Annotated in this window: 13 protein-coding genes and 1 pseudogene; 2 read left to right on the top strand and 12 right to left on the bottom strand. The window is 66.2% G+C overall.

The genetic code is table 11. The features are described from left to right. Nucleotides 1-126: 126 nt before the first annotated feature. The 5 genes from MU856_RS05545 to glmM all read right to left on the bottom strand — a co-directional run bounded on the left by MU856_RS05545 (nucleotide 127) and on the right by glmM (nucleotide 4,422). On the bottom strand, nucleotides 127-1,020 hold the full coding sequence (locus MU856_RS05545; protein ID WP_062902322.1) for an oxidoreductase: 894 nt from the start codon (nucleotides 1,018-1,020) through the stop codon (nucleotides 127-129). Between the two features lie 16 nt (nucleotides 1,021-1,036). Further along, a complete protein-coding gene (locus tag MU856_RS05540) occupies nucleotides 1,037-1,594 on the bottom strand; it encodes a ribonuclease HII (RefSeq protein ID WP_058811756.1) in 558 nt (185 codons plus the stop codon). Beyond that, nucleotides 1,591-2,733: a bifunctional hydroxymethylpyrimidine kinase/phosphomethylpyrimidine kinase gene (thiD, locus tag MU856_RS05535; protein ID WP_263588542.1), complete on the bottom strand. Its 1,143-nt coding sequence runs from the start codon at nucleotides 2,731-2,733 to the stop codon at nucleotides 1,591-1,593. The genes MU856_RS05540 and thiD overlap by 4 nt, the downstream gene beginning before the upstream one ends. After that, entirely contained in the window at nucleotides 2,730-2,954 is a 225-nt protein-coding gene (locus MU856_RS05530; protein ID WP_003051183.1) for a DUF1272 domain-containing protein, read from the bottom strand. Before MU856_RS05530 ends, thiD begins: the two co-directional genes overlap by 4 nt. A 127-nt stretch (nucleotides 2,955-3,081) precedes the next feature. After that, nucleotides 3,082-4,422 (bottom strand): phosphoglucosamine mutase, encoded by a 1,341-nt coding sequence (glmM, locus tag MU856_RS05525; protein WP_062902319.1) that lies wholly within the window; start codon nucleotides 4,420-4,422, stop codon nucleotides 3,082-3,084. Nucleotides 4,423-4,529: 107 nt separating this feature from the next. Here glmM and MU856_RS05520 point away from each other — a divergent pair, with 107 nt between their 5' ends. Together MU856_RS05520 and MU856_RS05515 are read left to right on the top strand one after the other, a co-directional pair. Next, the gene (locus MU856_RS05520) at nucleotides 4,530-5,777 is read left to right on the top strand and encodes a dicarboxylate/amino acid:cation symporter (RefSeq protein ID WP_234179124.1); all 1,248 of its coding nucleotides are present in this window, start codon (nucleotides 4,530-4,532) and stop codon (nucleotides 5,775-5,777) included. Next, complete coding sequence (locus MU856_RS05515; RefSeq protein ID WP_062902318.1) at nucleotides 5,774-6,769, top strand: aldo/keto reductase; 996 nt, start codon at nucleotides 5,774-5,776, stop codon at nucleotides 6,767-6,769. The genes MU856_RS05520 and MU856_RS05515 overlap by 4 nt, the downstream gene beginning before the upstream one ends. Before the next feature lie 638 nt (nucleotides 6,770-7,407). Here the strand turns inward: MU856_RS05515 and MU856_RS05510 are convergent. From MU856_RS05510 to MU856_RS05480, 7 genes and pseudogenes are all read right to left on the bottom strand, one after another. After that, the gene (locus MU856_RS05510) at nucleotides 7,408-8,415 is read right to left on the bottom strand and encodes an IS110 family transposase (RefSeq protein WP_263588541.1); all 1,008 of its coding nucleotides are present in this window, start codon (nucleotides 8,413-8,415) and stop codon (nucleotides 7,408-7,410) included. A 117-nt stretch (nucleotides 8,416-8,532) separates the two neighbouring features. Continuing rightward, the gene (locus tag MU856_RS05505) at nucleotides 8,533-8,709 is read right to left on the bottom strand and encodes a DUF1003 domain-containing protein (RefSeq protein WP_412072818.1); all 177 of its coding nucleotides are present in this window, start codon (nucleotides 8,707-8,709) and stop codon (nucleotides 8,533-8,535) included. Nucleotides 8,710-8,729: 20 nt separating this feature from the next. Beyond that, nucleotides 8,730-8,909, bottom strand: a pseudogene (locus MU856_RS05500) (DUF1003 domain-containing protein); the annotation flags it as partial. Between the two features lie 17 nt (nucleotides 8,910-8,926). After that, nucleotides 8,927-9,463 (bottom strand): DUF1003 domain-containing protein, encoded by a 537-nt coding sequence (locus MU856_RS05495; RefSeq protein ID WP_062902317.1) that lies wholly within the window; start codon nucleotides 9,461-9,463, stop codon nucleotides 8,927-8,929. 5 nt (nucleotides 9,464-9,468) lie between these two features. Continuing rightward, nucleotides 9,469-10,170 (bottom strand): NnrU family protein, encoded by a 702-nt coding sequence (locus MU856_RS05490; protein WP_263588540.1) that lies wholly within the window; start codon nucleotides 10,168-10,170, stop codon nucleotides 9,469-9,471. A 45-nt stretch (nucleotides 10,171-10,215) separates the two neighbouring features. Then, entirely contained in the window at nucleotides 10,216-11,517 is a 1,302-nt protein-coding gene (locus tag MU856_RS05485) for an amidohydrolase family protein (protein WP_263588539.1), read from the bottom strand. Beyond that, nucleotides 11,514-12,926 (bottom strand): amidohydrolase, encoded by a 1,413-nt coding sequence (locus tag MU856_RS05480; protein WP_202988275.1) that lies wholly within the window; start codon nucleotides 12,924-12,926, stop codon nucleotides 11,514-11,516. Before MU856_RS05480 ends, MU856_RS05485 begins: the two co-directional genes overlap by 4 nt.

Below are 12,926 nucleotides of genomic sequence, written 5' to 3'. Positions count from 1 at the left end.
CGAAAGGAGTCTGCCACGACATATGGAGTCTCGCGCGACTCGGGGACTCAACCACTGGTGGTGTGGCCGTCAGGACTCAGCGGCAGATTTTTTTCGATTTGGCGCCCAACCAAGCGCCATTCGTGTTCAAATTCCCGGATCGACCCCGGTGAGGTCGACCGAACGCTCCCACAATTCGCGCCCCAGCTTCGGGTCGCGCGCCGCCTTGGTCGCGCGCGCGGGTCCCGACGCGCCGCTGATCTCGCCCAGCCCCTGCGGTCCCAGATAGTCGCCGCCCTGCACATGGGCGCCGGTTGCCGCCTGCAAGGTCGGCCAGGCGCCCTGCGCCGCGCTGTTGAAGAAGGGCGTGGCCAGCGGCGTCATCGACCGCAGCGGCCACGGCAGATGGCGTGTCAGCTCGGTGAGCGCGACACCCGGATGCGCACCGATCGCCTGCGTCGCCCGCCTCGCCGCGCCCAGCCGGCGATCGAGCTCGAACATATAGGACAGATTGGCGAGCTTGCTCGCCTGATAGCGCGACCAGCCATGATAGCCGCGCCGGGCATCGAGATCGCTGAAGTCGATCGTTCCGCTCTTGTGCGCCAGGCTGGCGGTGACGACGATCCGGTCGTCGACATGACCATGTATCAAGCCGGTAAAGGCAAAGGTGCCGAGGTGATTGACCCCGAACTGCAATTCGAAGCCCTGCGCGGTCAGCGACCGCGGCGGGATCATGACGCCCGCATTGTTGACGAGGACATCGATGCGCGGCCCGGCGCGTACCACGGCCGCCGCCTCGCGAACCTGATCGAGATCGGCGAGATCGAGCCGCACGAAGGACAGGTCGGCGCCGGGAACATCGTCCGCGATGCGCGCCATTGCCGCCTCGGCGCGCGCTGCGTCGCGGCAGGCAAGCACCACCGCCGCCCCGCGCGCCGCCAGGATGCGCGCAACTTCGAAACCGATGCCGGCATTGGCGCCGGTGACGAGGAAGCGGCGACCGGTCTGCGCGGATACATGCTCTGCCGTAAATCCGCTCATCGCCCTCTCCCGTCCGTCAGATCAGCGTCAGCTGTGCGACCGGCGCAAAGCTCGCGCGGTGGAGCGGCGTCGGCCCCAATTGCCGCAGCGCCGCCAGATGCTGCGCGGTGCCATAGCCCATATTCGTCTCCCAGCCAAAACCGGGAAAGCGGCGCGCCGCGTCGGCCATGAAGCGGTCGCGATGCTCCTTGGCGATGATGCTCGCCGCCGAAATACAAGGGTGCAGCGCATCGCCGTCGACGATCGCCTGCGCGCGCCAGCGCCATCTGGGCAGGCGATTGCCGTCGACCAGCACCTCGCCGGGCTCGACCCCCAGTGCCTCGACCGCGCGCGTCATCGCAAGGAAAGTCGCCTGCAAAATGTTGATGCTGTCGATCTCGGTCACGCTCGCTTCGCCGACGCCCCAGCGGCAACGCGCCTTGATTTCGATCTCCAGCGCGGCACGGCGCTTCGCGCTCAATTTCTTGCTGTCGTCGAGACCGTCGATCCCGTCGTCGCACAGGATCACCGCGGCCGCGACCACCGGACCCGCGAGCGGTCCGCGCCCCGCCTCGTCGACGCCGACGACGATCATATCCGCCACGGCGGATAACGCCGATATTCGCCCGCCTGATAGAGGCACAGACGATTGCCCGCGGGATCGGTCAACCGCGCCTCGCGCCAGCCCCATTCCTCGTCGCGCGGCATCTGGTCGAAGCGCGCCCCGCGCCGCGCGAGATAGGCGACCCAGGCGTCGAGCGCGCCGCTTTCCAGATAGGTGGTCGTCCCGCCCGCGTCGCCGTCGCCGACATGAATCGAGAGGGTGACGCCGTTCGCAGCCTCGAAGCGGGCATAGCCCTTTGCGTTGCTATCGACGATCTGGGTCAGCCCCATTTGTTTGTAGAAGGCCACCGAAGCCGCATAATCGGTCGCCGGCAGGGTGATCTGGTTGAGTGCAGGGCCGGTAAACAGCCCGTCGTTCCGCACCCCCTGTTGCCCCATCGGACCATGCCCCTCGCCCAATCCGGGCGCATCCATCAGCGCCAACCGCACGAAGTCGCGCGCGCGCGCCACCGCGGGCTCGAGCGGCATACCCTGCGCCAGCCCGGTCGCGATTGCGCTGGCAAGCGTGCAGCCGGTACCGTGGGTGTTCATCGTCGCGATACGCGGGGCTTCCCAGCGCGCCACTTCGCCCACATCGGCCTCGATCAGCCGGTCGACCACGGTGTCGCCTTCGCCATGCCCGCCCTTGGCGAGCAGCGCGCAGCCATGCGCCAGCACCGCCGCCTCGCCGCCGAGCGCCGCCAGTTCGCCGAGATTGGGCGTCGCCACCGCCGCCCGGTCCAGCAGCGCCTCGAACGCGCGGATTGTGTCGGCGTCGGCAAGCACCGATCCGCTGGTGGCGACCATGACCGGGTCGAACACCACCGCGGCCCCGGCCATGTCGGGCCGGCGAAGCCGTTCGGCGACCGCCGCCGCGGTTGCCGCGCTGCCGATCATGCCGATCTTCACCGCGTCGACGCCGATGTCGGCGACGACGCTGTCGATCTGCATCAGCACCATCTCGGCCGGGATCGCGTGGACGCCCTGCACGCCCATCGTATTCTGCGCGGTGATCGCGGTGATCGCGGTCATCGCGTGGCCGCCGAGCATGGTGACGGTCTTGATATCCGCCTGAATGCCCGCACCGCCGCCGCTATCGGAGCCGGCGATAATCAGAACGCGTGCGGTCAACGCTTGAACTTTCGCTCCGTCGAAGCGGGGAATTTCGCCAGCGCAGCGCCTTCGCGCAGCGGACGGTCGAGCAGGTCGCCGCCGCAATTGGGGCAGCGTTCGTCGAGCTTGTCGGCGCAGGTCGCGCAAAAGGTGCATTCGAACGAGCAGATGAAGGCGCCGTGAATGTCCGCGGGCAAATCACGGCCGCAGCGTTCGCAATCGGGTCGCATTTCAAGCATGTACAAATTCCTTAAAAGCCGTTCGCCCTGCTCTTGTCGAAGGGGGGCCGTTCTTCCTGCTCGGTTCATAGAGAAGAGAATGGTGCTTCGACAAGCTCAGCACGAACGGGATGAGACTATTCGGTTGTCAATTCGCCGCCGCCGCGCGCACCGCGTCGCAGATCATGTCGACCACCTGTTCAACCTCACCCGCATCGTCGCCTTCGGCCATGACGCGGATGACGGGTTCGGTGCCCGAGGCCCGGATGACAAGGCGGCCGCGGCCGTCGAGCATGGTTTCACCCTCGGCGATCGCCGCCTGCACCGTCGGCGCGTCGAGCGGTTTGCCGCCGGCGAAGCGCACATTCTTCAAAAGCTGCGGGACCGGGTCGAATTGGTGGAGCAACTCGCTCGCCGGTCGTCCGGCGCGGACGAGTTCGGCAAGCAATTGAAGCGCGGCGAGCGTCCCGTCGCCCGTCGTCGCATGGTCCGACAGGATCATGTGCCCCGATTGTTCGCCGCCGACGTTGAAACCGCCCGCCTTCATCCGTTCGAGGACATAACGGTCGCCGACCTTGGTCCGCTCGAGCCGCAGCCCCTCGCTCTCGAGAAAGCGTTCGAGGCCAAGGTTCGACATCACCGTCGCGACGACGCCGCCGCCTTTGAGCCGTCCCTGCCGCGCCCAGCTCGCCCCGATCAGCGCCATGATCTGGTCGCCGTCGACGATGTTGCCCTTTTCGTCGACGACGATCAACCGGTCGGCGTCGCCGTCGAGCGCGACCCCGATGTCGGCGCCGCTCGCCACCACCGTTTCCTGAAGCAGCGCCGGCGCGGTCGATCCGCAGCGGTCGTTGATGTTGGTGCCGTTGGGTTCGACGCCGATCGCGATCACGTCGGCGCCCAGTTCCCAGAATACGGTCGGCGCGCTGTTGTAGGCGGCACCATTGGCGCAATCGAGCACCAGCTTCAGCCCGTCGAGGCGCACCGAGCCGGGCAGGCTCTGCTTTACCGCGTGAATATAGCGCCCGCGCGCGTCCTCGATCCGTTTGGCGCGGCCGATATGCGCGGGTTCGGCAAGCGCCGGCGCCGCTTCGAGCAATGCCTCGATCTGCATTTCATCGGCATCGGACAGCTTGTAGCCATCGGGCCCGAACAGTTTGATGCCATTGTCGTGGAAGGGATTGTGGCTGGCAGAGATCATCACGCCCAGATCGGCGCGCATCGACTGCGTCAGCATCGCCACTGCAGGCGTCGGCATCGGGCCGACCTGCACCACGTCCATGCCGACGCTGGTGAACCCCGCGACCAGCGCATTTTCGAGCATATAGCCCGACAAGCGCGTATCCTTGCCGATCACGACGCGATGTTTGTGCCCGCCGCGCAGGAAATGCGCGCCCGCCGCCATGCCGACGCGCATCGCCACTTCGGCGGTCATCGGCACCTTGTTGGTCAGGCCCCGGATCCCGTCGGTTCCGAAAAACTTGCGCATGCCGTCTCCGCTTCCTAATCCTCGGGGTTCACGCTCGCCCACCCCGGCAGTCCGGACGGCACTAAGTCACCCATATTTGCTTGGCAAGCAGGCCGGAGGTTTTGAACTTGAAATCGGCATGGATCATCCTGTCATCGCTGATTGCAGGCATGCTGCTCGGCATCCTGCTCGACATGGCCGCCCCGACAGCGGGCACGGCGTCGCTTCCCTATGTCGAAACCGTCGGCCTGTTGTGGCTGAAGGCGCTGACGATGACGATCATCCCGCTAATCGTCGCGCTGCTGATCACCGGCATCACTGCGACCGCAGACGCCGCGCGCGCGGGAACGCTCGCGGCGCGGTCGGTCGGCATCTTCATGGTATCGATTTTTCTCACCGGCCTGATGTCGCTGCTCGTCACGCCGCTGTTGCTCCGCCTGTTTCCGCTGTCGCAGGGCGCCGCGGCGGCGCTGCGCGGCGGGCTCGGCGGCGCGACCGAAGCGCCGCCCTCGCCGACCTTTTCGGATTTCATCCTCGGCCTGATCCCCGCCAACCCGATCGCCGCGGCGGCGGAGACGACTGTCCTGCCGCTGATCGTCTTCACCACCATCTTCGCCTTCGCGATGACGCGCATCGCCCCCGACGCGCGCGCCAGCCTGTCGGGCCTGTTCAAGGCATTGGGCGACACGATGCTCGTCGTCATCGGCTGGGTGCTTGCGCTCGCCCCGATCGGGGTGTTCGCACTCGGCTATGCGCTGGCAATCAAGGCCGGGCTCGCGGCGTTCGGCGGCCTTCTCCACTATGTGCTGATCGTCTCCGGCGTTGGCGTCTGCTGTATTCTCCTCGGCCTCGCGCTCGCCTGGCTGGTCGTCGGCGTCGCGCCGGCGCGTTTCGTCCGGGCGATGGTGCCCACGCTCGCCGTCGCGCTGTCAACGCAAAGCTCGCTCGCCAGCCTGCCCGCGATGCTCCGCGCGACCGAGGATCTGGGCGTCGATCCCAAAAAGGCCGATATCGTCCTGCCGCTCGCGGTGGCGCTCTTCCGCTTTACCAGCCCGGCGATGAACCTGGCGGTGGTCGTCTATATTGCCTGGCTGTTCGGCCTGACGCTGTCGCCGTGGACGATGGCGGTCGGCCTTGCCGTCGCGATGGCCGCGGCGCTGAGTTCGGTCAGCCTGCCCGGATCGATCAGCTATGTCACATCGATCGCGCCGATTGCCGTATCGATGGGGGTGCCCGTCGCGCCGCTGGGGCTGCTCGTCGCGGTCGAGACCTTTCCCGACATATTCCGGACATTGGGCAATGTTATCGCCGACGTCGCCGCGACCAAATATGCCGCCGACGGCGTTCGCGACGAACCAGAAGGAGAAGCAGCATGAAATATCGCAAGCTCGGCCACGGCCTCGAAGTCTCGGCGATCGGCGTCGGCTGTATGCCGATGATCAAGGGCGGCAATATCCTCTATGGCGAAGCCGCCGACATGGATGAGGCGACGCGGACGATCCACCGCGCGATCGACATGGGCGTCACCTTCTTCGACACCGCGCAAATCTATGGCCCGTTCACCAATGAAGAACTGCTCGGCGAAGCCATCAAGGGCAAGCGCGACGGTCTTGTCATCGCGACCAAGTTCGGCTTCCGCTTCGACGGCAAGCAGATCGTCGGCGTGGACGGCAGCCCCGACAACGCGCGGCGCGCCTGCGAAGGCTCGCTCCAGCGCCTTGGCATCGACACGATCGATCTCTTCTACCAGCACCGCGTCGACCCCTCGGTACCGATCGAGGAAACCGTCGGCGGGATGATGGAACTGGTCAAGGAAGGCAAGGTGCGCCACATCGCGCTATCCGAAGCCGGCCCCGAGACGCTGCGCCGCGCCGCCAAGGCCGCACCGATCACCGCCTTGCAGAGCGAATATTCGATCTGGGAGCGCGACGTGGAGGATGAAATCCTGCCGGTCTGCCGCGAGTTCGGCATCGGCTTCGTCCCCTATTCGCCGCTCGGCCGCGGGTTCCTTGCGGGCGCGGTGCGCAGCCGCGACGAGCTGCCCGAGCATGACTGGCGCCGCAACGACCCGCGCTATTCGGAGGAAAATCTGCCCGCCAACCTGCGCATCGTCGATGCGATCGGCGCAGTCGCCGACCGGCACCGCGTGTCTAAGGCGCAGGTCGGACTCGCGTGGCTGCTCGCGCAGGGCGACGACATCGTCCCCATTCCCGGCACCAAGCGCCGCGCCACGATGGAAGACAGCATGGCCGCCGCCGACCTGACCCTCAGCGCCGACGATATTGCGGCGATCGACGCAGCAGCGCCGAAGGGCGGCACCAGCGGCCCGCGCTATGGCGAACAGGGAATGCGGATGGTGCGGCTGTAGGGTTTCGGGTTTCGGCCGGAACAAGTCCCGTCGCCCCCCGCGAAGGCGGGGCCGCTGTCGGTTTACGCAGCGCCGCAAAAAAGGCCGATTGCGGCCCCCGCCTGCGCGGGGGCGACGTTCTGAAGCAACGTCCGCTAACGACCCTGAAGCGGACACTCATGCTTCCCCCAACCCGTTCGCATCGAGCGAAGTCGAGATGCCCCTCGGACTAGGCGCCGTGTCGACGGGTGTCTCGACTTCGCTCGACACGAACGGGAAAAAACGGATTTCGATCACACTCCGTCATCCCGGCGAAGGCCGGGATCTCACCCTATCGCGGTAGCGCACCAGAAAGATCCCGGCCTTCGCCGGGATGACGAAAATGGAGGGTGGCGCTTTCCATCTGTGGACGCCCCAAAAGACGCAAGCGATTTTTGGAGGTAGTGCACGTAGTCGGATGCGGCCATCTGTCCGGCCTTGCAATGCAGCATCGGAGGCTGCGGGCCCGTATGGGAGTTCGCGGACCGGAACCACATCACCCACAGCGTGCTCGCGGCACAGTGGAAAGCCCTGGTTCTTCCGGCCCCGTCTCGCCGACTGTTGTGCCATACTCTCCTTCGACCGACTACGCCTTCCGGCGACCTCTGGTCCGCCTTGGCTTACGCCGCGGCTGCGACCGGAGCTCTGTAATCCTCTCCCTTTACAAGCACGGCCCAGATGATCCGCGCTGTCTTGTTGGCAAGGGCAACCGTGACCAGCATACGCGGTTTCCTCGCCATCATCTGCTCGAGCCAGGAGCCTTGAGGCGCGCCTCGCTTGCTGGCCTGCAGGACCACCGCACTGCAACCGATGATGAGCAATCGCCGCAGTGTGCGCTCGCCCATTTTGGATATCGAGCCCAACTTCTGCTTGCCGCCCGTCGACATCTGCCTTGGCGCCAGCCCTAGCCACGCCGCAAAGTCCCGGCCCTTGGTGAAGCTTTCTGCCGGCGGTGCCAGAGCCGCCAATGCAGTGGCCGTAATCGGTCCAACCCCAGGGATCGTCATCAGCCGCCTCGCGACGGCATCCTCACGAGCCCGCCGCGCAATCTCCTTGTCGAGATCGCCGATCTTCTCGTTGAGCTCCTCCAGCAGGTCGAGCATCGTGCGGAACATCGCCCTGGCTGCCTCGGGTAGCGACGAGGCCATCTCGTCCTCAAGCAGATCGCCGAGCATCGCGACATGCGAGGGACCCTTGGGCGCTACCCAGCCATATTCGGTAAGATGACCTCGGATGGCATTGATCAGCTGGGTGCGCTGCCGCACCAGCAGGTCACGGGTCCGGAACACCAGGCCTGACGCCTGCTGCTCTTCGCTCTTGATCGCCACGAACCGCATGCTCGGGCGCTGGGCGGCCTCGCAGATCGCCTCCGCATCCGCCGCATCATTCTTGTTCCGCTTCACGAACGGCTTCACATACGCCGGCGGGATCAGCTTCACCTTGTATCCCAACCGTGTGAGCTCCCGCCCCCCAATGGTGCGCGCCCCCACAGGCTTCCAGCGCGACCGTACAACGCTGGTGCCCAGCAAAGAACTCCAGCACTTCCCTCGGCCGATCTTGCGGCTGAACAGTGCTCGCCCGCTCGCATCCGCGCCGTGCGCATGAAAAACATTCTTCGCGATATCCAATCCGATTATGCTAACTTCCAACACGGACGCCTCCTCTAGTGGTGTGATAACACCTCCACTATGGCACATCGATGCCGCCGGGGGGCGTCCACCCCATCACCCCAACGCCACCGTCCCCTACCCGTTCCGATCGAGCCGTTTGCTCAAGTCTTCGACCTTCTCGACCAGGTCGGCGATGCGCATGCGGTCGATCTTTTCGTGCAGGCGCATGATTTCCAGTTCGGCGCGCAGGTTGATTTCATAATCGAGCCGGGCCGACAGCCGGTCCTTCGCCGCCTGCCGGTTCTGGCTCATCACCCCAACGCCACCGTCCCCTACCCGTTCCGATCGAGCCGTTTGCTCAAGTCTTCGACCTTCTCGACCAGGTCGGCGATGCGCATGCGGTCGATCTTTTCGTGCAGGCGCATGATTTCCAGTTCGGCGCGCAGGTTGATTTCATAATCGAGCCGGGCCGACAGCCGGTCCTTCGCCGCCTGCCGGTTCTGGCTCATCACCCCAACGCCACCGTCCCCTACCCGTTCCGATCGAGCCGTTTGCTCAAGTCTTCGACCTTCTCGACCAGGTCGGCGATGCGCATGCGGTCGATCTTTTCGTGCAGGCGCATGATTTCCAGTTCGGCGCGCAGGTTGATTTCATAATCGAGCCGGGCCGACAGCCGGTCCTTCGCCGCCTGCCGGTTCTGGCTCATCATGATCACCGGCGCCTGGATCGCCGCGAGCATCGAGAGCATCAGGTTGAGGAAGATATAGGGATAGGGATCGAAGACGAGCCCCGCACGCGCGAGGACGCTCGAATTGAGCAGCATCCACGCGACGAGCACGACGCCGAAGGCGATGATGAAACCCCACGAACCGCCGACCGCCGCCACCCGGTCGGCCAGCCGGTCACCGAAGCTCGCTTCCTCATCGTCGATCTCGCCCGCGTTGCGGCTGGTCGGTGCGCGTTCGGCGATGGCGCAGATGACGCGCTGCTCCTGTTCGTCGAGTTCGTTGAACGCGCGCCCGAGCAGGCGCAGCGCCATGTCCGCGATCCGGGCTTCGTCATTCATGACGGTCAGCCGATCCAGCGCCAGATGCCCGCCGCCATATAGCCGAGCGCGCCATGCCCCCAGGTCGCCGCGAGCCACAGCAGGATGCCGCCGAACAGCGCATGGCCGCGCGGGATCGCATCGCCCCACGGCGCCGCCCCCGCAACCTGGCGCCCGAACGGCACGAAGCTCGTCCGCGCCGCCCAGTGGCGCCACGCATCACCCATCAACCGCGCCTTCTTCGCATCCTGCCCCGCCGATCCGACAAGCGCGAGGAAGGCGATCGTCGCCGACAGCAGCAACTGCGCGCCCGTCGGCATGACGAGCGCGTGGGCGAACGCCCACAGCGCAAAGCCCCACATCATCGGATGACGGGTAATCGCGAAAACCCCGCGCGGCGCCCCCTGGGCGGCGAACGCCGCCTTCGGCGACGGCAGCGCCGGATTGCCGATCAATGACCCCATGACCAGGATGCTCGCAAAGAGGACGATCAAGGTCGCGAACGCCCATAGCGGATCGTCGACCATCCACAGCGGCGGTTCGGGCGGCATCGCGCGCCACGCCTGAACGAGCGGAATGAACGTGGCGAAGGCCACGATCGAATAGACGATTTGGAACCCTCGCTCGCCGAGCCGGCTGGCCAGCCCGTCGCGCAGCGGGTGCGACAGGAGGAGGTGCGAGCCGACAAACAGCACCGCGGTTGCGATCAACAGCGACATGGGGTTCATCGGCTCGCCTCCTTCATCTCGCGGCGCGCTCAGCCTCTCTGGCGCTTACCGGTCATAGGCCTTGGGCAATGCGCCTTCTTGCGGCGTCGCATAGCGATCGCGCAAGCGGTCTTGTCGCGTCACGAGCGATTGGCGCTTGCCGTCGATCCACACCGCGGTCGGCCGGCTGCCGAGTTCGAGCGGATCATTGTCCCAGATCACGACGTCGCCGACGCGCCCGGCGCGCAGCGATCCGATCGTGCCGTCCATGCCGACCGCCCGCGCAGGGGCGCTGGTGATGGCGGCGAACGCCTGATCCCAGCTCAGCCCGCTGGCGCCCGGCAGCTTCGTCAGGGCAACCAGGTTGCCGGCATATTGCGTGGTATAACCCATCTTGTGCGCGTCATCGTCGTCGAACACGCCAACCGAAACATCGACGCCGGCGGCTTCGAGCCGCCCGGCATTCGATTGCGTCGCGCCCAGCCGTTCGAAGCTCGCGGGGAGGTCGCTCAGCGGCGAGACCAGCACCGGCACCTTCGCCGCAGCGATGTCCCGGGCGACGAGCCAGCCCTCGGTCGCGCCGACGAGCACGAGCTTCAGCACCGGAAATTCGACCTTCAGTTTCAGCACGTTCAATATGTCGGCGGCGCGATCGACGCGCACGAACAGCGGGGTCGTGCCGTTGATCACGCGGACCAGTGCGTCGGCGTCGGCGCGCTGGATCAGCGCGTCGCTGCCCCATTCGGCAAGCGTCGCGGGATTGCGGGCATAGCTGCGCGCCGCCAGCAATTGTTCGCGGAACATCAGGAAGGTCGCCGCGCGGCTTCCCCCCGCGTTCGACGATCCGCCCTCGCCGAATTCGATGAACTGCAGCGCGCGCGGGCGCGTCACCATGTCATTGTCGTCGCCCAGATCGACGACCGCCCCTTGGCCCGCGAACAGCCCGCTGCTGTCGCCCGGCGCAACGATCGCGCGGGTGACGCCGGCGGCGCGGTTGACCGCGACGGGCGAGCCCATCGGGTTGAGCGCGGGCGCGATGTCGATACCCGCCGAAAAGCGCGAACGACGCGCCGAGCGGTCGTTGCTGCCCTGCACGGCATCGACCTCGACCAGTCCGACGCGGCTGAACGCCGCGACGATGCCGGGCGTTACCCAATGGCCGCCGGCGTCAACGCGCTCGATCCCTGCGGGGACCGCAACGCCCGCGCCGGCGGCGACGATCTTGCCGCCGCGCACGACGACTGTGCCGCCCTCGATCGGGGCGCTGCCGTCGCCGATGACGAGCCGCGCGTTGGTGATCGCAACATCCTGTGCCGCGACCGGGGCCGCGATCAGCGCGGCGGCGGAAAGCAGAAGCGCGCGCATCATTTCACATCTCCCTCGCCGGGCTGCCCCAGCTCGAAATCGCTCACCGGTCGCCGCTTGGGATCGGTCGCGTCAAACATCAGCGCGCCGTCGATCCAGACCTTTTCGGGCCGCGTATAGACGCTGAACGGGTTGCCGTTCCACAGCACGACGTCGGCCATCTTGCCCGGCTTCAGACTGCCGGTCTTGTCGGCGATGCCCAGCGCCTTGGCGGGATTGTACGACAGCCAGGTCCACGCCTGTTCGTCGCTGATCTGCATCCCCATGCGCCGCCCGGCGGCAAGTCCCTTCGCCGCTTCCTGGTTCAGGCGCTGAATCTGGTTTTCGTCGTCCGAATGGACGATCGTGCAGGCGCCCGCCTTGTAAACAAGCGCAATATTTTCGGGCACCGAGTCATAGGCTTCCATCTTGAAGCCCCACCAGTCGGCCCAGATGGCGGCACAAATGCCTTCCTTCGCCAGCACGTCGGCGATCTTGTAGGCTTCGACCGCATGGTGGAACGCCGACACCTTATATCCGAACTCGTGGCTCATATCGATGACCTGCGCCATTTCGTCGGCGCGGTAGCAATGGTTCTGAACCAGGATTTCGCCCGACAGCACGCCGGCGAGCGTTTCCATCGCCAGATCGCGATCGACCGGCTTTCCTTCGTCGAGCTTCTTCTTATAGGCTGCGGCCTTGGCCCAGGTCGCACGATCGACCGCGAAATTGCCCATGCGGGTCGAGGGCATGCGCCCCTTGCTGCCATAGACGCGCTTCGGATTCTCGCCGCACGCCATCTTCATACCATAGGGGGCACCGGGGAATTTCATCCCCTGCACCGTGCGCGCCGGAACATTTTTGAGCACGACCGAGCGGCCGCCGATCAGATTGGCGCTGCCCGGCAGAATCTGGAGGCTCGTCACCCCGCCATTGGCGAGCGCACGGCTGAAGCCCGGATCCTGCGGCCAGACGCTATGCTCGGCCCAGACTTCGGGCGTCGTCGGGCTGGTCGCCTCATTCCCGTCCGAATGCGCATCGACCGACGGGCTCGGATAGACGCCGAGGTGGCTGTGGATATCGATCACGCCGGGGGTGAGATATTTGCCACTGCCGTCGACGACGTCATAACCCGCGGGGGTCGCCGTATCAGGGCCGCCGATGCTCACCACCTTGCCGTCGGCAAACAGCGCGACGCCATTGTCGATGCGGCCGCCTTCGCCGTCGAAGATCGTCACGCCGCGCACCGCCGTGGGGCGGCCTGCATAGGCGTGATAGGTCGACGGATAGGGATCCTTGTTGAACTTCACCGGCTTTTCGGCGCTCGCGGCGGGCTTGTCGCCCGCCGACTGCGCCGAGGTGCCCGACGCCGCGCAACCCGCGAACGCCAGCGAAACGGCAGCCAGCAGACTGCCCTTCACGCCCCTGATCAT

The organism is Sphingopyxis sp. GC21, assembly GCF_025727575.1.
GTDB classification, from domain to species: Bacteria; Pseudomonadota; Alphaproteobacteria; order Sphingomonadales; family Sphingomonadaceae; genus Sphingopyxis; species Sphingopyxis terrae_A.
Note: the sequence above shows the minus strand (reverse complement) of the source record. Positions and strands in the feature narration are given on the sequence as shown.